This is a genomic window from Nonomuraea sp. NPDC050547, assembly GCF_044457345.1.
Classification (GTDB): domain Bacteria; phylum Actinomycetota; class Actinomycetes; order Streptosporangiales; family Streptosporangiaceae; genus Nonomuraea.
The window spans coordinates 255,534-277,641 of record NZ_JBITGW010000013.1 but is presented as its reverse complement, the minus strand read 5'-3'; the positions used below and the strand labels follow the sequence as shown (position 1 = coordinate 277,641).

The 22,108-nt window shown below is 71.3% G+C and carries 23 protein-coding genes; 14 read left to right on the top strand and 9 right to left on the bottom strand.

Annotated elements, in window-relative coordinates:
• The first annotated feature begins 114 nt into the window (after nucleotides 1–114).
• Genes ACIBHY_RS31380 through ACIBHY_RS31345 form a run of 8 tightly spaced genes read left to right on the top strand, consistent with a single transcriptional unit; the run spans nucleotide 115 to nucleotide 8,729 of the window.
• Nucleotides 115–813 carry an HAD-IA family hydrolase gene (locus ACIBHY_RS31380; protein ID WP_397308573.1) on the top strand — a complete coding sequence of 233 codons (699 nt, stop codon included), beginning with the start codon at nucleotides 115–117 and terminating at the stop codon, nucleotides 811–813.
• On the top strand, nucleotides 776–1,501 hold the full coding sequence (gene rpe / locus ACIBHY_RS31375) for a ribulose-phosphate 3-epimerase (protein ID WP_397308572.1): 726 nt from the start codon (nucleotides 776–778) through the stop codon (nucleotides 1,499–1,501). The genes ACIBHY_RS31380 and rpe overlap by 38 nt, the downstream gene beginning before the upstream one ends.
• Nucleotides 1,488–2,321 (top strand): mycofactocin-coupled SDR family oxidoreductase, encoded by an 834-nt coding sequence (locus ACIBHY_RS31370; RefSeq protein WP_397308571.1) that lies wholly within the window; start codon nucleotides 1,488–1,490, stop codon nucleotides 2,319–2,321. The genes rpe and ACIBHY_RS31370 overlap by 14 nt, the downstream gene beginning before the upstream one ends.
• A gap of 3 nt (nucleotides 2,322–2,324) precedes the next feature.
• Entirely contained in the window at nucleotides 2,325–3,425 is a 1,101-nt protein-coding gene (gene tal, locus ACIBHY_RS31365) for a transaldolase (protein WP_397308570.1), read from the top strand.
• Nucleotides 3,426–3,710, top strand: a complete 285-nt coding sequence (locus tag ACIBHY_RS31360; protein WP_397308569.1) for an antibiotic biosynthesis monooxygenase family protein — start codon at nucleotides 3,426–3,428, stop codon at nucleotides 3,708–3,710. It begins immediately after the preceding gene.
• A 13-nt stretch (nucleotides 3,711–3,723) separates the two neighbouring features.
• Entirely contained in the window at nucleotides 3,724–4,911 is a 1,188-nt protein-coding gene (locus tag ACIBHY_RS31355) for a glycosyltransferase (RefSeq protein ID WP_397244089.1), read from the top strand.
• Nucleotides 4,908–6,059, top strand: coding sequence for an MFS transporter (locus ACIBHY_RS31350; RefSeq protein ID WP_397308568.1), 1,152 nt, complete (start codon nucleotides 4,908–4,910; stop codon nucleotides 6,057–6,059). The genes ACIBHY_RS31355 and ACIBHY_RS31350 overlap by 4 nt, the downstream gene beginning before the upstream one ends.
• 51 nt (nucleotides 6,060–6,110) lie before the next feature.
• A complete protein-coding gene (locus ACIBHY_RS31345; protein ID WP_397308567.1) occupies nucleotides 6,111–8,729 on the top strand; it encodes an AAA family ATPase in 2,619 nt (872 codons plus the stop codon).
• A 5-nt stretch (nucleotides 8,730–8,734) separates the two neighbouring features.
• On the opposite strand, the gene ACIBHY_RS31340 is transcribed toward ACIBHY_RS31345, so the two are convergent.
• Nucleotides 8,735–9,640: an aminoglycoside phosphotransferase family protein gene (locus ACIBHY_RS31340; RefSeq protein ID WP_397308566.1), complete on the bottom strand. Its 906-nt coding sequence runs from the start codon at nucleotides 9,638–9,640 to the stop codon at nucleotides 8,735–8,737.
• Nucleotides 9,621–10,262, bottom strand: a complete 642-nt coding sequence (locus tag ACIBHY_RS31335) for a TMEM175 family protein (RefSeq protein WP_397308565.1) — start codon at nucleotides 10,260–10,262, stop codon at nucleotides 9,621–9,623. The genes ACIBHY_RS31340 and ACIBHY_RS31335 overlap by 20 nt, the downstream gene beginning before the upstream one ends.
• 79 nt (nucleotides 10,263–10,341) lie before the next feature.
• On the opposite strand from ACIBHY_RS31335, the gene ACIBHY_RS31330 reads away from it, so the two are divergent.
• Nucleotides 10,342–10,761 (top strand): MarR family winged helix-turn-helix transcriptional regulator, encoded by a 420-nt coding sequence (locus ACIBHY_RS31330; RefSeq protein WP_397244099.1) that lies wholly within the window; start codon nucleotides 10,342–10,344, stop codon nucleotides 10,759–10,761.
• Here ACIBHY_RS31330 and ACIBHY_RS31325 read toward each other — a convergent pair.
• Nucleotides 10,713–12,302: a serine hydrolase domain-containing protein gene (locus tag ACIBHY_RS31325; protein ID WP_397308564.1), complete on the bottom strand. Its 1,590-nt coding sequence runs from the start codon at nucleotides 12,300–12,302 to the stop codon at nucleotides 10,713–10,715. The genes ACIBHY_RS31330 and ACIBHY_RS31325 overlap by 49 nt on opposite strands.
• A gap of 159 nt (nucleotides 12,303–12,461) precedes the next feature.
• On the opposite strand from ACIBHY_RS31325, the gene ACIBHY_RS31320 reads away from it, so the two are divergent.
• Together ACIBHY_RS31320 and ACIBHY_RS31315 are read left to right on the top strand one after the other, a co-directional pair.
• On the top strand, nucleotides 12,462–13,049 hold the full coding sequence (locus ACIBHY_RS31320) for a hypothetical protein (RefSeq protein WP_397308563.1): 588 nt from the start codon (nucleotides 12,462–12,464) through the stop codon (nucleotides 13,047–13,049).
• A 201-nt stretch (nucleotides 13,050–13,250) separates the two neighbouring features.
• A complete protein-coding gene (locus ACIBHY_RS31315; RefSeq protein ID WP_397308562.1) occupies nucleotides 13,251–13,709 on the top strand; it encodes a hypothetical protein in 459 nt (152 codons plus the stop codon).
• Between the two features lie 58 nt (nucleotides 13,710–13,767).
• On the opposite strand, the gene ACIBHY_RS31310 is transcribed toward ACIBHY_RS31315, so the two are convergent.
• Entirely contained in the window at nucleotides 13,768–14,703 is a 936-nt protein-coding gene (locus ACIBHY_RS31310; protein ID WP_397308561.1) for an NADP-dependent oxidoreductase, read from the bottom strand.
• Nucleotides 14,704–14,817: 114 nt separating this feature from the next.
• On the opposite strand from ACIBHY_RS31310, the gene ACIBHY_RS31305 reads away from it, so the two are divergent.
• Entirely contained in the window at nucleotides 14,818–15,774 is a 957-nt protein-coding gene (locus tag ACIBHY_RS31305) for a GlxA family transcriptional regulator (protein ID WP_397244105.1), read from the top strand.
• Nucleotides 15,775–16,244: 470 nt separating this feature from the next.
• Nucleotides 16,245–16,550 (top strand): winged helix-turn-helix domain-containing protein, encoded by a 306-nt coding sequence (locus tag ACIBHY_RS31300; RefSeq protein ID WP_397308560.1) that lies wholly within the window; start codon nucleotides 16,245–16,247, stop codon nucleotides 16,548–16,550.
• 10 nt (nucleotides 16,551–16,560) lie between these two features.
• Here ACIBHY_RS31300 and ACIBHY_RS31295 read toward each other — a convergent pair whose 3' ends face one another.
• From ACIBHY_RS31295 to ACIBHY_RS31280, 4 genes are all read right to left on the bottom strand, one after another.
• Nucleotides 16,561–17,433, bottom strand: coding sequence for a serine protein kinase RIO (locus ACIBHY_RS31295; RefSeq protein WP_397308559.1), 873 nt, complete (start codon nucleotides 17,431–17,433; stop codon nucleotides 16,561–16,563).
• 215 nt (nucleotides 17,434–17,648) lie between these two features.
• Nucleotides 17,649–17,945: a hypothetical protein gene (locus ACIBHY_RS31290; protein ID WP_397244113.1), complete on the bottom strand. Its 297-nt coding sequence runs from the start codon at nucleotides 17,943–17,945 to the stop codon at nucleotides 17,649–17,651.
• A gap of 137 nt (nucleotides 17,946–18,082) precedes the next feature.
• Nucleotides 18,083–18,847, bottom strand: coding sequence for an SDR family NAD(P)-dependent oxidoreductase (locus ACIBHY_RS31285; protein WP_397308558.1), 765 nt, complete (start codon nucleotides 18,845–18,847; stop codon nucleotides 18,083–18,085).
• Nucleotides 18,844–20,235: a DHA2 family efflux MFS transporter permease subunit gene (locus tag ACIBHY_RS31280; RefSeq protein ID WP_397308557.1), complete on the bottom strand. Its 1,392-nt coding sequence runs from the start codon at nucleotides 20,233–20,235 to the stop codon at nucleotides 18,844–18,846. Before ACIBHY_RS31280 ends, ACIBHY_RS31285 begins: the two co-directional genes overlap by 4 nt.
• Before the next feature lie 78 nt (nucleotides 20,236–20,313).
• Here ACIBHY_RS31280 and ACIBHY_RS31275 point away from each other — a divergent pair, with 78 nt between their 5' ends.
• Nucleotides 20,314–20,964 (top strand): TetR/AcrR family transcriptional regulator, encoded by a 651-nt coding sequence (locus ACIBHY_RS31275; protein ID WP_397308556.1) that lies wholly within the window; start codon nucleotides 20,314–20,316, stop codon nucleotides 20,962–20,964.
• Here ACIBHY_RS31275 and ACIBHY_RS31270 read toward each other — a convergent pair.
• Complete coding sequence (locus ACIBHY_RS31270) at nucleotides 20,935–22,104, bottom strand: alpha/beta hydrolase (RefSeq protein WP_397308555.1); 1,170 nt, start codon at nucleotides 22,102–22,104, stop codon at nucleotides 20,935–20,937. The two genes, ACIBHY_RS31275 and ACIBHY_RS31270, sit on opposite strands and share 30 nt — an antisense overlap.
• Nucleotides 22,105–22,108 lie beyond the last annotated feature (4 nt).

The window sequence follows — 22,108 nt, the reverse complement described above, 5'->3', positions numbered from 1 at the left end:
GCGGCTGGTTAGTTGGCCGGGCCGTACGCGGCCGCCTGATTAATCCGCCTGATCTATTGCCCCGGCGGCCGCCCGGCATACGTTCGCCCAGAACCACTCCGGGAAGGGAAATTCATGCGGACTTCTTTCAGCGCCATCGCGCTGGATCTCGACGGCACCCTGGTCGACTCCTATGCGGATGCCGAAGCCTGCTGGGGAACGTGGGCCGCGTCCAAGGGAATAGCCGCCGCGTTCGACCTGGCCCAGCATTACGGGCGGCGCAGAACCGACATCGTGCGTTCCCTTCTTCCGCATCTCGGCGAGCCGGAGATCGCGGCGGAGGCCGAGGCCGTCCGGCTGGCCGAGCGTGACCGCACGGGCAACACCGTCGCGCTGCCCGGCGTCGCGGCGTTGCTCGAAGCCCTGCCGGACGACAGGTGGGCCATCGTCACCTCCAACGACACCGAGGTGGCCACGGCGCGGCTGCGCGGCGCGGGGCTTCCCGTCCCGCGCGTGCTGGTCAGCGCCGATGACGTACGGCACGCCAAACCGCATCCGGAGGGCTTTCTTCTGGCCGCCGGCCTGCTCGGCGTCGATCCGGCCGGCGCGCTGGCCGTGGACGACTCGCCCAGCGGGATACGCGCCGCGCGGGCCGCCGGGATGACGACGCTCGCCGTCATGTTCCGGCACGACGGCGCCACCCTCGCCGAGGCGGACCTGATCGCCGAAGACCTCGGCCGGATCGAATTCGAGATCAACGACCATTCGCTCGTTCTTCGTACCCCGGGAGCAGACCGTGGCACTCCGTATGGCGCCCAGCATTCTCGCGGCTGACATGTCCCGCCTGGCCGAGGCGGCCAACCGGGTGGCCGGTGCGGCGGACATGATCCACGTCGATGTGATGGACAGCCACTTCGTCCCGAACCTGACCGTGGGACTGCCTGTGGTGGAGTCGCTGGCCCGCAGCGCCGAACTCCCGCTCGACATCCATCTCGGAGTCGCCGACCCGGACCATTGGGCCATCCGGTACGCCGAGGCCGGGGCCGCGAGCGTCACCATTCACGCCGAAGCCGTCAAAGCGCCGGTACGCACGCTGCGGGCGATTCGCGGCGCGGGCGCGCAGGCCGGACTCGCGCTGAATCCGGCGACGCCGCTGGAGCCGTACGAGGCCCTGCTCCGGGAGGTGGACATGCTCCTGGTGATGACGGTGGAACCCGGCTTCGGCAACCAGGAGTTCCTCGGCTACCTGCTCGCCAAGGTCAGCCGCGCCCGGCGGGTCATCGACGAGCAGGGGCTGCCGCTGTGGCTCCAGGTCGACGGCGGCGTCAACCTGCGCACGATCGAGTCGTGCGCGGCGGCCGGCGCGGACGCCTTCGTCGCCGGGTCGGCCGTCTACGGGGCCGAGGATCCCGGCGCGGCCGTCGCGGCGCTGCGCCGTACCGCCGAAGAGGCCCGAGGCCTGGCCGCCGCGAACTTCGGACAACCCACGAATCGCGAAGGGGACCACAATGGGACGGGTTGACGGCAAGGTCGTCCTCATCACGGGCGCCGCGCGCGGGCAGGGCAGGTCGCACGCGCTACGGCTGGCCGAGGAGGGCGCGGCCATCATCGCCACCGACATCTGCCACGAGGTCGGGAGCACGCACTACGCGCTGGCCCGCGCGGACGATCTCGACGAGACCAGGAGTCTCGTCGAGGCCCGCGGCGCGAAGATCATCACCGCGGTGGCCGACGTGCGGGACGTCGATCAGCTCGGCGCGGCGGTGCGGGCCGGACGCGAGGCGTTCGGCGACATCGACGTCGTGTGCGCGAACGCCGGCATCGGCTCGCTGGGCCGGGGCTGGGAGCTGTCCGCCAAGCAGTGGCAGGACATGATCGACGTCAACCTCACCGGGGTCTGGAACACGCTGCGCAGCGTGATCCCCCACATGATCGAGGCCGGGCGGGGCGGCTCGCTCGTCCTGACGAACTCGGTGGCCGGGCTGCTCGGACGCCCGAACATGGCGCACTACGCCGCCTCGAAGCACGGCCTGGTCGGGCTGATGCGCTCCCTGGCCAACGAACTGGCCCCGTACCGCATCAGGGTCAACAGCGTGCATCCCGGCAACGTCGACACCGACATGGTGCGCAACCCGGTGGGCCTGCGGCTGCTGGTGCCCGGCGTGGACCGGCCGACGGCGGAGCAGATCGCCGAGTCGGCCGCCAGGCTCAACGCGATCCCGGTGCCCTGGGTCGAGTCGATCGACGTGAGCAACGCCGTGCTGTGGCTGGCCTCCGACGAGACGCGCTACGTGACCGGGGCGACGGTCCCGGTCGACGCCGGCGCCTTCATCAAGGCGTAGGCGATGGCGGGCAACGATCGGTTGCGGGCGTTGAGCGAGCACGGCGTCTCGATCTGGCTCGACGACCTCAGCCGCGAGCGCATCGCGACGGGCGGTCTCGCCGCGGCGGTGCGCGACAAGCACGTGGCCGGCGTCACCACGAATCCGACGATCTTCCGCAACGCCATCGTCCGGGGGACCTCCGCCTATGCCGCCCAGCTCCGCGAGCTGGCCCGGCAGGGTGTCGGCGCGGCGGTGGCCGTGGAGCGGCTGACCACGACCGACGTCCGTGACGCGGCGGACGTGCTGCGCCCGGTGTACGAGCGTACGGGCGGCCGGGACGGCCGCGTCTCCATCGAGGTCGACCCGGGCCTGGCGCACGACACGGCGGGCACGGTCAAGCAGGCGCGGCGGCTGTGGGAGGCGATCGATCGCCCCAACGCCCTCATCAAGGTCCCGGCGACCCCGGCCGGGCTGCCGGCGATCACCGATCTGGTGGCGCACGGCATCAGCGTCAACGTGACACTGATCTTCGCGCTGTCCCGGTACGCGGCCGTGCACGCGGCGTACATGGAAGGCGTCGAGCAGGCGATCGAGCTGGGCGCCGACCCCGCACGGGTGCGATCGGTGGCCTCGTTCTTCGTCTCCCGCCTCGACACCTACGCCGACCGGCGGCTGGACGCCATCGGCACCGGTGAGGCGCGGCGCCTGCGCGGGCTGGCGGGCCTGGCCAACGCCCGCCTCGCCCACCGGCGGCACGTGCGGGACCTCGAATCCGGCCGCTGGCGGGCGCTCGCCGCGGCGGGCGCGCACCGGCAACGCCTGCTGTGGACCTCGACCAGCGTCAAGGACCCGGCCTACCCGGACACCTACTACACCGCGGGACTGGCGATCCCCGGAACCGTCAACACCCTGCCCGAATCGGCCATCGACGCCTTCGCCGACCACGGTTCGGTGGGCGGGGCCGTACCAGAGGAATCCGGGGTCTTCCGCGCGCTGGCCGACCTCGGCATCGGCTACGACGAGATGGTGCGCCGGCTCGAAGCCGACGGCATCGCGCAGTTCCTGACCTCATGGCGAGACCTGCTCGGCGCCGTCGAGCGGTACCTGAGCGAGGAGAAGTAGATGATCTTCGAGTACGCCTACCTGTACGTCACCCCCGGCCGGGAGGAGGAGTTCGAGAGGGCCTTCCGGCAGGCGAGCCCGATCCTCCTGGCCGCCGAGGGCTGCATGTCCGCCGAACTGCGTCGCGACGCCGAGACGAGCGGCCGTTACCTGGTCCGCGTCGGCTGGGAGAGCCTGTCCCACCACCTCGACGTCTTCCCGGGCAGCGAGAACGCGGCGGAGTTGGCCAAGGCCATCGAGCCCTACTTCGCGAAGCCGCCGGAGCTCCGTCACTTCGAAGCGTGAGAAGGGGGTCGCCATGTCCATGCCGGCCTCGGCCGTCACCGACAGCGCGGTGGGCAGCCTGGTCATCTCGGCGGACGCGTTCTGCCAGACCCAGGCGCCGGACTATTGGGACTGGTCGCGCGAGGTCCACCAGCGCATGGCCGCCACGCTGCTGGGCTTCGACATCCGCGAGGTCGCGCGGCTGAGCCGGCTTCTCACCGCCGAGCCCGCCAGTCCCGTCCTCTACCGGAACCTGCGCGCCCGCCTGAACGACGCGATCGCCAGAAACGAAAGCGAGCGATGCGCCCGGCTCGCCGAACTCGCCTGGGCGACCGAGTGCAGGTCCCGGCTCCGTCTTCACGTCGGCGACGACATCCCGGCTCCCGCGCACGGCTCCCCCACCGCCACCGCGATCCTGTCGGGTCTCCCCCGGCGCCCGGGGAACATCGGCGGACGCCGTGTCGGGGCCGCCATCGTGATCCCGTTCCGCGACGCCACACCCGGCGGCGCACGTTCGCGGAACCTGGCGGCCACCATCGCGGCGCTCCTCGACCAGAGCGCCGCCCGGCACGACTACCGCATCGTCGTGGTCGAAGCCGACGACGCCCCGAAACAGCGGGACAGGCTGGAGCCCGTGGTCGACAGCTACGTCTTCGCGCGGCATTCCGGCCGGTTCAACAAGGCGTGGGCGGTCAACGTGGGGGTCGCCCATGGCGCGCGGCCCGCCGAGACCATCTGTGTGCTCGACGCCGACATGCTCGTCGACCGCGACTTCGTCAGCCGGGCATTGGACCGTTTTTCCGAGCCGGGCACCCAGGCGCACCTGCCGTTCAGGGACATCCTCTTCCTCGATCGTGAGTCCAGCGCGCGAGCGATCGAGCGGCGCCGCTTCCACGCGGACGCCCGCGTCGACGAGCGCGCCGCGCGGGGCGTCTATCTCCGGCGTCCGCCCGGCTGCTGCGTCTGGGTGCGGGACTCGCTCTTCTCCCGCGTCAGCGGCTTCGACGAACGTTTTTCCGGCTGGGGCGGCGAGGACCTGGACTTCGTGCGGCGGGTGGAGCACCACGGCCCGCTCGACCGGTTCGCCGATCCGACCTTCCATCTCGACCACCCGCGCGCCACGGCCAGAAACGACGACGGAACCTCGTTCTACGCCTCGGTGGAATGGTGCACATGGCCGCTCGACTCGCCTTTTGGCGACCCCGGCAAGTTCGCCGCGTGAGACCGGCGGCCGCCGTCTCGGCCGTCTTCTTCACGCACGCGCTCCTCGTCGCGGCCTGCGTGTCGCGCATCTCGTCTCTGAAGCACGGTCTCGGGCTGTCCGACGCGCAGCTCGGCCTCGCCCTGCTCGCCGGGCCGCTCTGTTCGGTCGCGGCCATGTTCGCCGCCGGGCAGCTGGTCAAGAGGATCGGCGGCGGGCGCGCGCTGCGCCGGACGGTTCCCCTCATGTGCGCGGCCGCGCCGCTGCCGGGCCTCGCCGACTCGCTCTGGAGCCTGGCGCTGTTCCTGGGGATCTGGGGAGGCGTCGAAGGGATCGTCGGCGTGGCGATGAACGCGCACGCCGTCGACGTCGAATCCGCCACGGCGAAACCGATCATGTCGAGGCTCCACGGCTTCTGGAGCCTCGGCGCGCTCGCCGGTGGCGTGGCCGGCACCGTCGCGGGATACGCCGGGCAGCCTGTCGCGCTGCAGGGAGCGGAGCTCGGTCTGGCGGCCTTCGCCGGATTCGTCGTGCTCGCACCCTGTCCGGTCGCCACGAAGGCCAGGCCCGTGGACAGCGGCGGGAGGCCTGCCGGCACGGTTCTCGTCCTGCTCGGCGTGGTCGCCTTCTGCTCCAACCTCGCCGAAGGGAGCGCCCAGACCTGGAGTTCGGTCTTCTTCACCGACACGGCCGGAGCGCCGCGGGATCTGGCCGGGCTGGGCCTGGCGGTGTACGCGGTCAGCATGTTCACCAGCAGGTTGTTCATCGACCGGGTGCTCGGCAGGTTCGGGACCGTGCGTACCGTGCGCGCGCTCATGGTCCTCGCCGGGCTCGGTTTCCTCCCCGCGCTCCTGGTCCCCCATCCCGTGACCGCGATCGCCGGCCTGATGGCCGTGGGGCTCGGATTCTCGCCCGTCATCCCGGCGGCGCTCCGGGCCGGCTCCAAGATCCCGGGAATCGCGCCCGGTCCCGCCCTGGCCACGGTCTCCGGCCTTACGTGGGGCGCCATGATGTGCGGGCCGCCGCTGGTCGGCGGGCTGGCCGCCGTGTCCGGCGTCGGCGTCGCGCTGGGACTCGTGGTCGCGTTCGCGATCGTGGTCGTCGCCTGTTTCGCGTACGCGCTGCGCCTCGGCGCGGTCGAGGCGCTGCGCGGCCCACAGGGCCGTTGACCACCTGTCATCCGCGATGCCCGGGACGGCGAATAGTCCCGGGAGGCGCTCATGCGGGGATGGCCGTTCGTCGGGCGGGACGAAGAACTGGAAACGATCCGGTCATGCTTCGACCGGGAAGAGGCGATCGGCGTCGTCATCTCGGGCGAGGCCGGCATCGGCAAGACCCGGCTGGCCCGGGAGGTCCTCGGAAGGCTGGAGACGCGCGGCTGCCACACCGAATGGGTCGCGGCGACCGGAGCGCTGGCGTCGATCCCGTTCGGCGCGGTGGCCAACCTGCTGCCGAACGGCTGGCTGCCCGGTGAGCAGGGGGTGTCGGTCCTGGCGGCGACGGCCACCCGCCTGCGCCGGTACGGCGAGACCCGGCGGGTGATCATCGGCGTGGACGACGCCCACCTGCTCGACGCCGGATCGGCGGCCCTGATCGGCTACCTCGCCGCGCACCGGCTGGCGTTCGTGGTGACGACGTGCCGTTCCGGAGAGGGCAACGAGACGATCACCACGTTGTGGAAGGACGGCATGGCGCCCTGGCTCGAACTGCCCGCGATGCCGCCGTCCGCCGTGGACCACCTGGTCGACCACACCCTCTCCGCCGACGTGGACGGCGTGACCCGGGTCAGGCTGCACACCATGGCCGCGGGCAATCCCCTGGCACTGCGCGAGCTGCTGTCGACCGCCATCGCCGACCGGGCCCTGCGCCCGCGGCACGGGGTGTGGCACTTCACCGGCGACTACCACCCCACGGGAGCCATGCGCCGCCTGCTCGCCGACCGGCTGCGTCCCGTGCCGCCCCGGATCCGCCTGGTTCTGGAGCTGCTGGCGTGCGGTGAGCCGCTCCCCCTGCCCCTGCTGGCCCAGCTCGCGGAGCCCGCCGCCGTCGACGAGGCGCAGACGCACGGGCTGACCGTCTTCGAGCGCGAGGGCAACCGCACGCAGGTACGGCTCACGCACCCGCTCTACGGCGAGGTGGTACGCGCAGGGCTGCCCGCCGGCCGGGCCCGCCAGCTGTGGTGGCGGCTGGCGCATGCCCTGCTGGAGTCCCCGCTGCGCCGCGGCGACGACCTGCTGCGGGCCGCGCTCTGGCAGGTCGAGGGCGGAGCGGTGGTGCGCGCCGACGTCGTGCGGCGCGGCGCCCGCCAGGCCATCGACCGCGCCGACCTCGCGCTCGCCGAACGGCTCGCGCGGGCGGCCCGGGACGCCGAGCCGTCCGTGGAGGCCGACGCCCTGCTCGCCGAGGTACTGGAATACCGGGGCCGCAGCGCCGAGGCGGCGGCGGTCCTGCCGGAGGAGCCGCCGTCCGCCGACGACGAGCTGCTCCGGTGGGCACTGGTCCGGGCCGAGACCACGTACTGGGGTGACGGCGACGCCGTGGCCGCCGAGCGGGTGCTCGACCATCTCGCCGACCGGCCGGGCGAGGATCTGGCTCTGGGGATCCGCTCGTGGATCCTGCTGCACGACGGGCGCTGCGGCGCCGTACTGGAGATCGCGGAGCGGCTTCTCTCCACGGAGACGGCGAGCGCGCAGGCGGTCATCTGGGCCACCGCGGCCGCCACGGCGGCCGCGGGCTTTCTCGGGCGCGCCCCCGTGGTCGCCGGCTACCACGAACGCGGCCTGGCCGTGGGTACGGCCCGCCGCGCCGAGCTGCCATGGGGCGTGGTCGAACTCGACATCGCCCGCTGCCTGGCGTCCCTGGCGATGGGCGAGGCGCACGAGGCGTGGATGGTCGCCGACAAGGGGTACCGCCAGGTGTTGTCCGGAGGCAGCCCGCTGATGTCGGTCGGCTACATCGGCTTCCGCGGGCTCGTGGAATGCGGCCAGGGCAGGCCGGTCAGCGCCGGCTGGTCGCTGCGCGAGGCGATCACCTGCCTGGAGGGCAAGGACACGCTGCGGCTCACCCGCACGTTCATGGCGGGGCTGGCCACCGCGTGCGCCGTGGGCGGTGAGGCGGCCGACGCGCGTACCTGGATGGAACGCGCCGACCAGGCCGCCAACGACGCCAACCGGGTGTACGCCCCCTGGATGACGCTGGGCAACGCCTGGACCCTGGCCGCCGAAGACCGCCTGACCGACGCCGCGATCGTCGCGCGCTACGCCGCCGACCAGGCCCTCGGCCTGGGGCTTCCCACCGTCGAGGCACTCGCGCGCTACGACGTGGTACGGCTCGGCGGCGACGGCCAGTGCCGCCGGCTCGAAGAGCTGGACGCGGCGCTGCGCACCCCGATGAGCCACGCCCTGGCGACCGCGGCCCGCGGGCTGCGGAAGGAGGACGGCGAGGCGCTCTCCGCGGCCGTGGACGCCTTCGACCGGCTGGGCCAGCACCTGCTCGCCGCCGAGGTCGCGACGTGCACGGCCAGGATCCACCGGGAGTCCGGCCTGGCCAGCAAGGCGGCGCTGGCGCGCGAGCGGGCCGCGGGCCTGCGCGCGCGCTGCGAGGGCGCCGTCACGCCGTTGCTCAGCCACGAGCGGATCCTGCGGGTGCTCAGCCGCCGCGAACGCGAGGTGGCTCTGCTGGCCGTGCGCCTCAGCAGCCGGGCCATCGCCGCACAGCTGGGCCTGTCGGTGGCGACCGTCAACAACACCTTGGCCCGCGCCTACACCAAGCTCGGCATCTCGGGCCGGGCCCAGCTCGCCGCCCTGCTGGCCACCTCCCCGGCCGAGGAGCCGGGATGACGGCGTCAGACGCCCTTAAGAACCCGATCGAGTGCCGCCCGCCCTTTGGGTCCCCAGTGCGGCTTGCCGCCGGGAAGACCCCGGTCTCCGTTCTGCCCCATGAGCAGCAGGAAGAGGCTCTTCATGGCGGCCAGCCCGCGGGCGCGCCGGATCGCCGCCTCGTCCGCCCGCGCGTACCCGTCGAAGAACCGTGCGGCCGCGCCCGCGGGCAGCAGCACCCATGCGGCGGCGAGGTCCCATGCCGGATCGCCGGCGAACATGTCGCCGAAGTCGACGATGCCGGAGAGCGTTCCGTCCGAGACGACGACGTTCGCGGGATGGAGATCGCCGTGCACCCACACCGGCGGGCCCTCCCATGCGGAGGCCGCGACGGCGTCGTCCCAGACGTCCCGGACGTCGTCGGCGATGCCGGCGATCACGTCGGGGTCGACGGCCTGGAAGAAGTACTCGAAACCGCCCGTGCAGTCCCGGGGATGGGCGCCGCGGTCCGTGGCGGTCGGCGCGTCGGCGGGCGCCTCCACATGGAGCGCCCGGAGGAAGCTCGCCAGCGTGTCGGCCGCGTGGTCGCCGCGGCTGATCGAGCCGTGGTCCAGCGGCTCGCCGGGAACCCACGTCATCACTGTCCAGTGCTTGGGGAAACGCTCGGACGGTTCGCCGAACCGCACCGGGAGCGGCACCGGGAGCGGCAGGCGCGGGGCCAGCACGGGTAGCCACCGCCGCTCCTTGAGCTGGAGCTCCGGGGTGGGGTCCATGCGCTGCATGCGCACGGACAACTCGTCCCCGAGGCGCCACATCTGGTTGCCCCAGCCGCCCGCCACCTCACGGATGGCCAGCCCCGCGAGGTCGGGATGCTGCTCCTGCAGCAGATCGCGGACCAGGTCCGCGGTGATTTCAAGCTCGGTGTCGGTCATGCGAATTCACAGTACCGAGGCGGCGGGCGACGGTGAGCACGATCGGTGCCGTGAGCCAGCACAGGTACGCGCCGGTGCCGTTGGTCAGGAACGAGACGGGAACGGACACCGCGAAGACCGCGGCCAGGCAGATGCTGCGCACCAGGCTCTGGGCGAACACCTGGGGCGGGACGTCCGTGGTGTACAGGTGTGCGCGACGGATCTCCCGGATGATCAGTGCGAACGACGCGGACGCCAGGACCTGGACGATCGCGTACAGACTGAACCGGGGCGGGAAGGCGCCGTCGGCGGTGAGCACCCTGGTCGCGAACGGCATCAGGACCTGCATGAACAGCCACGCCAGGGTGAGGCTGGTCAGCCGGCCGCCCAGCGCGCGGACATGGCTGAAGATCTCGTGGTGGGCGCGCCAGTGGGCGGCGATCACCACGAAGCTGACCGCGAAGGCCAGGTACTCGCTGCCGTGGGCCGACATCGAACTCAGCATCGCGTCGGTGGTGTCGCCGGTGGGAACGGGGAGATCCAGCGCCAGCAGGGTGAGTGCGATCGCGATCACCGCGTCGACGAACATGGTGAGCCGCTCGGCGGCGACCGCCCGCACCTGGTGGCCGGCTTGAGTAGTCATGGTGAGGACAGCTCCCGGGGCTCGACATCAGTCTTACCCGGTTAATATTAACCGGGTAAGACTCGCGTATGGTGATGGGGTGGATGACGGACTCGCAGATCTGCTGCACCGCGTGGTCATGCTGCTGGGCGAGGCGGCCCGGCGCCGCACCGACGGCCGTGACGGTATGACCTACAGCCAGATACGACTTCTGGGGACGTTGGAGGACATCGAGCCGGTGACGCAGCATCGGCTCGCGCAGGCGCTGTCGGTGTCCGACCCGGCGATCAGCCGGGCGCTGCGACCGCTCGAAGCGGATGGACTGGTGCGGATCACCATCGACCCCGAACACGCGCGGCGGCGGCTGGTCCGCCTCACCGACGCCGGCCGGACCGCCTTCCACACGGCCGGGAAGCCGCTCTACGACGAGCTGCGCGCCGGGCTCGTCGCGGCCGGCTTTCCCTACGAGCGCTATCTCGAAGACACCCTGCGGCTGGCGGAGATCCTCGCATCCGACTGAGCCGGATCGGCCCGCTCCCCGCAGAACACCTCGTGGACGAGCCTTTGCTGGGCCTTCCGGACCACTGCGGTGATGGACATGTCGGCGTCGTCCACCCAGTTCAGTACGGCTGTCAGGGTCCTGCCGCCGTCGGGCGTGCCGTACATCAGCGACATGGAGCCGACGTTGCCGCCGTTGTGGGTGACGAGGGTGGCGCCGCAGTCGGTTTTCGTGACGAACACGCCCAACCCGTAGCCCATGTTCGGCAGGCCCGTGGCGTGCGGGGCGCACATCTCGGCCAGCAGCGGGGCCGGCAGAAGCCTGCCGCCCATCAGCGCGGAGATGAACGTGGCCAGATCCTGACTGGTCGAGATCATGTCACCGCCGGTGCAGACCCAGGAGGGGTTGTAGCGGGTGATGTCGATCGTCTTCTGCCGACCGGCTTCCTCGTAGCGGTAGTAGATGCGGGCGTGCGGCTCGGGGATCTCCGGCGAGGCGTCCGGCACCACCGTGCCCGACAGGCCGAGCGGCTCCAGGATCCGTTCCCGCATCTCCTCGGCCAGCGAGCGGCCGGTGACCTTCTCGATCAGCAGCCGGGCCAGCACGTAGTTGGTGTTGGAATAGCTCCAGCCGGCTCCCGGCTCGAACCGGGCCGGCTTGGACAGCGCCAGCCGTACCAGCTCCTCTGGCTTGTAGGTCGTGAACCGGTTGTCCACCCACTCCTTGCCCGTGCTGCCGAAGGGCACGGGGATGCCCGGCGCGATCGACCCGTCGTCGTACACCTCGCCGACGAAGTTGAACAGCCCGCTGGTGTGCTGGAGCAGCATCCGCACCGTGATCCGCCGGTCCAGCCCGAACTCGGGCAGGTGGTCGGCCGCCGGTGCGTCCAGCTCGATCCTGCCCTCGGCCACCAGTTGCAGCGCCAGGGTCGCGGTGAAGGTCTTGGTGTTGCTGCCGATCCGGGCATGCCCGTCGACCGGCGGCTTCGCGGTCCCGCCCAGCTCGGCCACCCCGGCGCTGCCGGCCCACTCGCCCCGCTCGTCGCGCACGCGCAACGACACCCCGACGAAGCCGGACTCGACGATCTCCTCGATCGTCTTCCGCAGCTCCGGGCGATCCTGCCCGGCCGCGGTTTCCGGTACGGCCCGGCCATCTACACCGGCGGCGTCGAGGGCTTCGGTGACCTTGCGGACCATCTCGGCCGTGGCGGGGCTCGGCCGGTCCTGCTGCGCGCGGGCGGTCTCGACGGCGACGAGGACGGTACCGCGGAAGTTGCCGGCCTCGGCAGGATCCTGCCGCCCCAGGAGGTTCATGGCCGCCGTCAGGGCCGGCAGTACGCGCTCGGCGATCTCGGCCACGGACCTGCCGGTCAGGTCCTTGCCCTCGGGGTGGTCGGCGAGCACATGCCCGACCAGGCCGGTGGCCGAGCCCAGCGCGAGGCTGCCGGCGGCGGCGACCTTGTGCGGCTTGCCGATCGCACCGGCGGCGGCCATCAGCGTCACGGCGCCGTACGCGGCGATCCGCAGGGTGCTCTTGTCCTGATCGGAAAGGGTGATCGTCATGGTGGTCCGTCCTTCGACGTTCGTGGGTCGGCGTCTCGCCGCTGCGCCGAGCCTCCACCCTGACCCATGGTCAACCTCAACGGTGATCCAGCTCACAGTCCGGGGAGGTCGCCTTCCCCTGGAATACGGTCCGGATCGCCCGCGGATATGGTTTCTGGCATGTCTGGACGCTGGCCCCTGCTCGTCGCCCTCGGTTTCTGCGCCTTCCTCGTGTCCGTCTACGCGACGATGACGATCGCGATCATGCCGATCGTCATCGCTGATCTTGCGGCGCCCGGCGCGATCATGCAGGTGGGGGTCTACGGCTACCTGCTCGCGTTCCTGAGCGTGCTGGTCCCGGCGCCCCGTCGCCAGACGGTGCTGTTGACCGTGTTGATCGCCTTCGGCCTGGTCGCCTTCGGCGTGGCTACGTTGCTGTGCGCGCTCACTCCCATGGTCAGCCTGCTGATCGGCGGCCATCTGCTGCAGGCGCTGGCCGGAGCGGTCGTCCTGTGGGCCGGGACCGGCCTCGTCAGAGCCGCGTTCCCCGGGCCAGAACTGTGGAAGGCGATCCCGGTTCCCGCCGCCGCGATCGTGGCGGGCCTCGGTGCGGGACTGCTCATCGGGATGATCGTCACCGAGTTGATGTCATGGCGCGCGAGTTTCCTGATGGGCCTCCCTCTGGTCGCGGTAGCCCTGGTAGCCGTGCTGATTCTCGCGATCAGGCTGGCGACGGCCGTACCGGATCGACGGTTGTCCGCGCAGTAGTACCCGGCTTGGACTTTTCACGAACCGGCATGGATATGCGAGGCCCACAGGGCGGGGCTGTCGGGGTACTTGTCGCGTAGTCCGCGCACCGCGCGGTGCAGTGCGGTGGGCGCGTGCTCGACGTCGGGCGGGGCTGTACCGCCGTCGGTGAGGGCAGAGTAGAAGGCGTCGGCGATTTCCAGGGCGGCCTGGTCATTTGCCGTGCGAGTGCGCCGGGCGTACGCGCTCGATCTGCTTGCTGCGTGGCCGAGGCTGTGGCTGCTCCTCCCGGACCCGCCCCGCGCGGAGATCACTGCCGTTCAGGACGGCCATGCCGCCGCCGCCCGGCTCGGCGGCTGGGCGCTCCTCTATCTCCTCCTCGGTGCGGTCTGGTGGCCGGCGCTCATCGCCGCCATGGTTCTGGGCTTGACGAGTTGGTACCGGGCACGGAGCACGGCGGACGTCCTCGCCGCGCTCATCGAGGCCGGGCTGTTGGCGGTGTCCTCGATCACGGCTTCCCGCGAGGTCACGGTCAGCCCCCGGACCGGCATGGCCCAGGTCTTCGTGCAGGGCGCGCTGAACGTCCGCACGCGGTCGGCGTCGATCAGGGCTTGCGGCTTCTGGCGACATGTCCGGCACGGCAGGCAGGCCGTTCTTCGTCTTCGCGCTGATAGCCGTTGATTGTCCAGGCCGCTTCACGAGCGGGTCGCCCTTCGACCGGGTGATGTGGCGGGCACGGTCATCCGGACACGGTGAGGATGAGTTTGCCGGTGGTTCGGCCGGTTTCTCCGCGCCGGTGCGCCTCTGCCGCCTGCTCCAACGGCAGTACGCCGTCGATCTCGGCGCGCAGGAGGCCCTCGGCGGCCAGTCCGGCGATCGCCGTGATGGCGGCGTGGTCGGCTTCGACGGTCAGGTTCTCCAGCCGGATACCACGCTTCTTGGCCGCGGGCTCCATGTTCTCCGAGTGCGCGAAGAGGATGGAGATGAGAGTGCCGCCTTCGCGCAGGGTGCGCAGGGAGCGCGGGCCGTAGTCGCCGCCGACGGCGTTGAGCACGACGTCGACGTCCGACACCACCTCGGCGAAGTCGGTCCGGGTGTAGTCGACGACTTCGTCGGCGCCCAGGCCGCGGACGAAGTCGTGCTTGGGCGCGCTGGCGGTGCCGATCACGTACGCGCCGCGGGCCTTGGCGAGTTGCACGGCGAGATGGCCCACCCCGCCGGCCGCGGCGTGGATGAGGACCCGCCGGCCGGGCCCTACCTCAGCTGTGTCCACCAGGGCCTGCCACGCGGTGAGCCCGGCCACCGGCAGCGCCGCGGCCCGCACGTGATCCACCCCCGCCGGCTTGCGGGCGAAGTTCCTGGACGGGGCGGCCACGTACTCGGCGTAGGCCCCGGCGCCCCGTGGGTAGTCGAGCATGCCGAAGACCTCGTCGCCCGGCTTGTGCAGCGTCACGCCCGCTCCGACGGCCTCGACGACACCGGAAACATCCCAGCCCAGGACGAACGGCGGCGCGCCCAGATATAGACCGGTTTTGCGGTGCATCCAGTCGGTCGGGTTGACGCCGGCGGCATGAACCCGGACCAGGACGTCCGAGGGCCCCAGTGCCGGCCGGTCGAGCTCGACGAGGGTGAGGACCTCCGGACCGCCGAGGACCTCTTGGCTGATCGCGCGCATCAACGACCTCCTTCTTCGCGGGTACGTTCCGTCGGACGACGGCCCCGGCCAGCGTGCCGGAACGGACCAGCGGCCAAAAGTGACCTCATGGCCATCATGCGCAAGGATCAGGCCATGCACCGGGTTGTGGTTCTCGCCGTTGACAAGGTCTACCCGTTCGAGCTGGGGATCCCGGGGCGGATCTTGGGCTCGGCCCGGGGGCCCGCGGACGAACGGCTCTACGAGGTGATCACCTGCTCGCCCGACGGCGGTCCCGTCACCACTTCAGCCGATTTCGCCCTCATGGTGGAACACGGCCCCGAGGCGCTCGAGACCGCCGACACCCTGGTCGTCCCGCCGTTCGTGTGGGATCCCGTGGACGGGGACGTGCTCGAGCTGCCGGTCGGCGTCTTCGCCATGCTGCGGCCGGGCACACGCGTCATCTCGATCTGCACCGCCGCCGTCCTCCTCGCCGCGGCCGGGCTTCTCGACGGCCGCCCCGCCACCACGCACTGGCAGGAGGCCGAGCGCTGCCAGCGGCTGTTCCCGAAGGTGAAATGGGACGCCGACGTGCTCTTCGTGGACGACGGCGACGTGCTCACCTCCGCCGGAGTGGCCGCCGGCGTCGACCTGTGCATGCACATCCTCCGCCGCGACCAGGGCAGCGCGATCGCCAACCGCGCGGCCCGCTACTGCGTCACGCCGCCCTGGCGCGAGGGCGGGCAGGCGCAGTACATCGAACGTCCCGTGCCGAGCCCGTCCACCACCGCGACCGCGGCCACGCGGGCCTGGGCGCTGGAGCGGCTGGACCGTCCACTGTCGCTGAGCGAACTCGCCGGGCACGCCCGGATGAGCGTACGGACCCTCAGCCGCCGCTTCCAGCAGGAAGTCGGGATGAGCCCGGGCGACTGGCTCACCCGGCAGCGGGTGGAACTCGCCCGCCACCTGCTGGAGGCCAGCGATCTCACCATCGACCGGATCGCCCGCCGCGCCGGGTTCGGCACGACCGCCTCACTACGCCAGCACATGCGCACCGCCCTCGGCGTATCGCCCCTGGCCTACCGGCGAACCTTCCGCGCGTCCGAGGGGTGAAGGCCGATCGCCGGCCTTGGCTGGATCGAGGCTAGGAGCCTGTTCCCAGTCGACGATCCCCCGTGCGGACGAGGTTTCCCAGTACGGCGCCGCCGAGACTGGAGGTCATGACTACCCACGCACGGGGGCTGACGCGCACGACGCGATGCGGCGCGCGCCCGGGGCGGCGGTGGGACCGGTGACGGCGAGGAGACGATCATGCGAAGAGCTTTGGCGATTCTCACAGGCGCGGTGGCCCTGGCAGCGGTGCTCCCCGCACCGGGCACGACCTGCCCGGCCGAGTGACCTAGCCACTTGAACGGGAGTTGAGTACTCTAGGAAGAGTCAAGTACATGAGCAGGAGGAAACATGACTGGTCATGATGATCTGTCGGCCGATTCCGCGCTTCGCGAAGTGGATCGCGCGCGGAGCGCGGTACGGAAGGCCGGCCGCCGGGGCGCGCTGCGCGTGTTCCGCTCCACGGGTGAACGGTGAACCATCCCCGGCACGCGCTCGACGAGATCATCCACGCCCCGGTGCGGCTGTCCATCATGGCGCTGCTCGCGGCGGCCGAAACGGCCGACTTCCGCTTCCTGCGGGACACGATCGAGGTCAGTGACTCGCTGCTGTCCAAGCACCTCGACACGCTGGAGAAGGCGGGCTATGTGCGGGTGAAGAAGGGCTTCGTCGGCAAGCGGCCCAGGACCTGGCTGACGCTGACCAAGGAGGGGCGCGCCGCGTTCCAGGAGTACACAACTGTGCTCCGGCGGATCACGGAGGGCGGACAACACCCCTGAGACACCGCGGTCAGAACACCATCGTGAGCAGGTCTGCGAACAGCTCCTGTTCGTCGATCTCGAGCCCCCGGTTCGTGAACCACGTGGCCATGTTGTGGCAGTCGCGCATCAGGAAGTCCATGCCCTTCGGGTTGCCCACGATGTCGACGACCTGGGGCAGGTCGATCATCACGATCCGCTCGGCCTGCGCCAGGACGTTGAACGGCGAGAGGTCGCCGTGCGCGAGCCCCGCGCGGGCCAGTTCACGCATGCTGTCGCGGAGCTGCTCGAAGTACACGCCGAGCAGCTCCTTCGACGGCCGGACCTGGGCGAGCCGGGGCGCGGCGCCGCCCTCGCCGTCGTCGATGAACTCCATCAGCAGCTCGGTGCCGTCCACCTGCACGGGATACGGCACCGGGACGCCGGCCGTCCACAGCCGGTTGAGTGCGTCCCATTCGGCGTACGCCCACTGACCGGCCGCGACGCTGCGGCCGTGCGAGGTCTTCTTCGCGATCGCCCGGCTGTCGCGGCTGTTGCGGGTACGGCGGCCCTCGACGTACGACGTGCTGCGGTGGAAGGAGCGGTGTTCCTCGGTGCGGTACCGCTTCGCGGCCAGCAGCGAGGACTTCGCCGGGTTGTCGCCGATGGCTTCGACGGCCCGTTCGAGCAGGAAGACGTCGGCTTCCTTGCCGGTTTTGAGAATGCCGAGCTCGGTGTCGATCGCAGCCTGTTCCGTCACGACCCACGAGGGGCGTGGTTCCGGGCCGCGCGAACCGCGCTCGACGTCCAGCCAGGTGGACCACCGCTGATTCGGGCCCAGCGCCTCGTCGACCGAATGGAACGTGAAGGCGAAGGCATCGGCCGGCTGGGAGGGGGAGTCAGAGAGTTCGTACTCGGAAGACAACGGGTGTGCTCCTGAACAAAGAGGTGGAACCGATGCGGACATGCCGCAGCACGGTGATGGCCATCCGTCAGCCCTCCTTAGTTCAGGCAGCGCTCGCCGCCGCTCGATCGACACAGCTTGCCCGCCCGTCGCGGGCCCCGCAACGTATTTATGGCTTGAGCGCGATGGGGGTACCCCGCCTGGACGTTGTGGCGGGGCCGCACCATCCCATCGGCTCAGGAGCGGAGGTCGGGGTCGTCGTAGGTCAGCACCGCGAACCCGTCGCAGGCGTTGTTGCACACGGCATAGATTCTCGTCGCGCCGGCCGGCGGCTGATAGTGGCTGACGGATTCCTGGGGCTTCACCTCCAGGTCGTTGAGCACATTGCCCGACGCGTCGAGCGATCCGATGTACAAGGGGCAGGTTCCGGAGTTGGAGATGGTGTCCAGGCCGCCGCGATTGAGATCCAGGTCGGTCTTGATGGTGACCGCATTGTCTCTGCTGCCAGGACAGGTGAGTTCTACGGTGAACATGGCTGAACGCTCCAGGATCGGTGCCGGGGTTCAGTTGATCCTAGGCATCGGTCGCGGCCGTTGATGATGAACGTGCCCGGTGGGAACGGACCTTGCCCATTGATGACCGGACCCATGCGCACCACCGGCGCCGGTGGTTACGCCAGGGAGTTCAGCAGGTGGCGGGTGAGGTCGCCGAGCCGCGCGGCGGCCTCCGGGGAGAAGGACGGGTGGTCCAGGCTGATCGGCCTGCCCTGCGTGAAGGCGCTGAGCGGGGCGCCGGGTGGGTCGTCGATGAGGGCGACGATCGGTTTGACGCCTTCGGCGACGGGCGCGCCGTACCTCTTGAGCGATTCGACGTGGGCGGCGGTGGCGGCGTCGTACTCGCCGCGGAAAGCGGTGGACACCGGCCCGGGGTTGATGAGGACATATCGGGTACGGCCGGCGGAGAAGGCGGTGCCGAGCAGGTCGTTGGCGCGCCCGGCCTGCATCTGGGCCGCCACCCCGTCGTAGCCGCGCTCGAACATCGGATCGTCCCAGTGGATGCGTCCGATCGGTACGCCCGGCCCTGACACGTTGACGATGACTCCCGGGTCGGTCAGGCCGTGGCTGAGCAGGTGGCGGCTCAGGTACTCCAGGGCGAAGGTGGCCTCGATCCCCTCTGAGGTGACGGACCGGGCGGAGCGGAAGTAGCGGGCGCACAGCACGAGTGCGTCGACGGCCGGGTAGGCGGCGTTGATCTCGGCGATGACGCGCCGGTTCTCGCTGACCAGGCTCAGGTCGGCCGCGATGAGGTGGGCGCCGGGGAGGGCTTTGTCCTTGTCGCGGCCGACGATGACGACGGTGTCGCCGCGGCGCAGGTAGGTGCGGGCGAGCTCTCTGCCCATCCCGTCGGTGCCACCGGTGATCACGAGGGTCTTCACTGGGAGGCCTTTCCGGTCAGCGCGGGTTCGCGAGAGGGCAGGAGCGGGATGACGGCGAGAATGATCGCGATCATGGCGAGGGCGAGCCAGAAGATGCCGTGGAAGCCGGTGATCGGGTCACCGGCGAGCTGCAGGACGAGCGTGACCATGGCGACGCCCAGGGCGGCGCCGAGCTGGTTGAGCATGTAGATGACGGAGCTGCCCTGCGCCACCAGCGGGCCGGGCAGGCTGCGGTAGAGCGACCCCATGGTCGGGGCGCTGAAGCAGCCCATGCCGAGCCCGATCGCCAGCGCGGCGAGCACGGGCCAGACCTCGGCGGTGCCGGCGCCGATCTGGGTGAAGGCGAGCGCGCTGAGCCCGGCCAGGATCGCGCCCGCCGTGGCCAGGCCGCGAGCGCCGAACCGGTCCGACAGCCGTCCGGCCAGCGGCATGGCGATCGCCCCGCCCAGGCCCGCGGGAGCCATCAGCAGTCCGGCGGCCAGCACGCCGTGCCCGTGTGCCTGCTGGTAGTACAGCGGCAGGGCGAACAGGGTGGCGAAGTTGGCCAGGCCGCCGAGCCCCATGATGGTGACGCCGGCGACGAAGCCGCGGCTGGCGAACAATCTGGGCTCGATCAGGGGCGGTGTACGGCGGGTCCGCGACGCGTGCACGGCATAGCCGGCGATCAGTGCCGCGCCCGCGATCAGCGGGAGGGCGACCTGCCCGCCCTGCTCGGCCGACTGCGACACGGCCAGCACGAGAGCCGCGAATCCGGGCGCGAGCAGGGCCAGGCCCAGAACGTCCAGCCGGGTCCGTACCTGGTCCGCAGGCGCCTCGTCGGGCACCACGCGCCGGGCGAGCAGGTACGCGAGCAGGCCGGCGGGCACGCTGAGCAGGAACATCCAGCGCCAGTCCAGGGCGTTCACCACGGCCCCGCCCGCGATCGGCCCGAGGACGGGCCCCAGTGACAGCACCACTCCCATCAGCCCCATCACCCGTCCCGCGTGTCGCGGTCCGGCGGCGCGGGCCAGCAGGACCAGCACCAGCGGGTCCAGGATCCCGGCGCCGACGCCCTGGAGGGCCCGGAAGGCGATCAGGCTGCCGACGTTCCACGCCAGCCCCGCTGCCAGCGAGCCCGCCATGAACACCACCAGGCCGGCCAGCCAGAGCCGTTTGCCGCCGAACCTGTCGACCGCCCACGTGGTGAACGGGATGGTGGCGGTGACGGCGAGCAGGAATCCCGTCGAGGCCCAGCCGACGGTGTTGAGCGAGGTGTCGAAGGCGGTGGCCAGGGTGCCGGTGGCCACGGCCGCCATCGTGCTGTTGAGGATGCCCAGCAGTCCGCCGAGCAGGATCACGGCGATCATCGCCAGGAGGCGGGGATCCAAACGATCGTCTATTGAACTCACGGGTTCAACATAGTTATCTGATGCGTATGCATGCAACTAGCAAGTCAGCTGCAGTGAACCCACGGGTATAGTCGGTCCATGACCACATCGCGCGGACGGATCGACAAGCGGCAGGCGATCCTGCGGGGCGCGTTCGCCGTGTTCGCCCGGCAGGGCTACGCCCAGGCCTGCGTCCAGGAGATCGCCGACGAGGCGGGTGTGGCCAAACCGACGGTCTACAACCACCTCACCGACAAGGCGACGCTGTTCAGGCACGCCGTCCAGGACGCGGCGCAGACCGCCCTGCGGCAGCGCCTGGCCGCGCTGGAGCCGCTCGTCGAACCGGGCGACGACCTGCGCGCCACCCTGGAGAACGTCGGCCACGCACTGCTGCGCCTGCACTGCGACGAGCACTCCTGCGCGCTGCGACGCCTCCTCTACTCGGAGATCATCCGCTTTCCCGACATCCTCGACGTCGTCACCGAGTCCGGTCCCCACCGGCTCACCCAGGCGCTGGCCGACCGGCTGGCCCGCCTCATCCTGGCCGGCCGCCTGCGTACCACCGACCCCGAACTGGCGGCCGAGCAGCTGCTCGCCCTGCTCATCGGCCCCTTGGAGGCGCGCTCCCGCATGGGCACCCGGCTCCTCGGCGACGATGAGCTGCGGGAGCTGGCCCGGATCGCCGTCGGCACCTTCCTCCAGGCCTACGCCCCCTCGGGCCTACCTGCCGGGGCTGGTGACGGCGAGTGAGACGTGCAGGGCGGCGGCGGCCAGGCGTGCCCGGCCGCCGCCGCGTCGTTCCGCCAATCCGTTCGCCTGAGCCGGGAGGAGGTGATGATCGCCGCGGGCCACGGCTTTCGCGACGGCCAGGGCCGCGGCGGGGTGGGAGTCCAGGATGCTGTGCGCCAGGCGGTCGAACGGCACCACAACGCCGTCCGGGACCAGGTCGCCGATACGCTCGGCGACGGACCGGACCGAGCGCAGGTCGCGGGCGCCGGACAGCACGGCCACCGGCCAGGTGAAGCCCGGCAGGGCGGCGGGAACGTCGACGGGCTCGCCCGCGAACGCCGGGTAGCGGCCGGCGATTCCGGCGTAGGCGACCGCCGGATCGAGGGGACGCCCGTCCGGTCGCTGCGCGTAGGCCTCGCGGAAGTAGATCACACCGGCCAGGTCGAACTCCATGGAGTACGGTCGCACCCGGGTGAGCTCCGCGGTGATCAGGGCGGCCAGCCGGTTCCACAGCCGCCGCCGTCCCTTGGCCATGGCCGCCAGCAGCTTGCTCAGCAGCGGCACTCCCCCGATCTCATAGACCAGGGGCACCACGGCGCCGGCCTCCTCGGGGGCGACCGACCCGGACGCCACCAGCCGGCGCAGCGTCGCGGCCACGCCGGCCGTACCCGGATCCGCGCCGTCCCACAGCAGTCGCCGCAGGTGGTCGCGGCAGATGTCGAAGTCGGTCACCGAGGCGTAGGTCGAGTCCAGCACCATGGCGGCCACCCGGCCGGGGTGGGTGGCGCCGAGTACCTGGGCGAGATAGCCGCCGTACGAGGTGCCGTACACCACGGCCCGCTCCACCTCGCACGCGTCCAGCACCGCCACCAGATCCTCGACGGCCGCGGTGATGGTGAGGGCCGGCCACGGCAGGTCCACGCCGTCACGGTCACGGCGGGAGAACCCGACCCCGCGGTGCTCGACCATGATGATGTCGAAGCCGCCCGCGGCCGCCATCCGCCGCAGGCGGCGGTAGGGCAGAACCGAGGCCAGGCCGGGGCCGCCCGGGATCACCAGGAGCGGTGTCGCGCCGCGCCTGCCCGCCCGGACGTAGGCGAGGTCGAAACCCGGACGGCTGAGACGGCGGACGCCGTACCGCCGATCGCCGATTCTTTTCATGCCG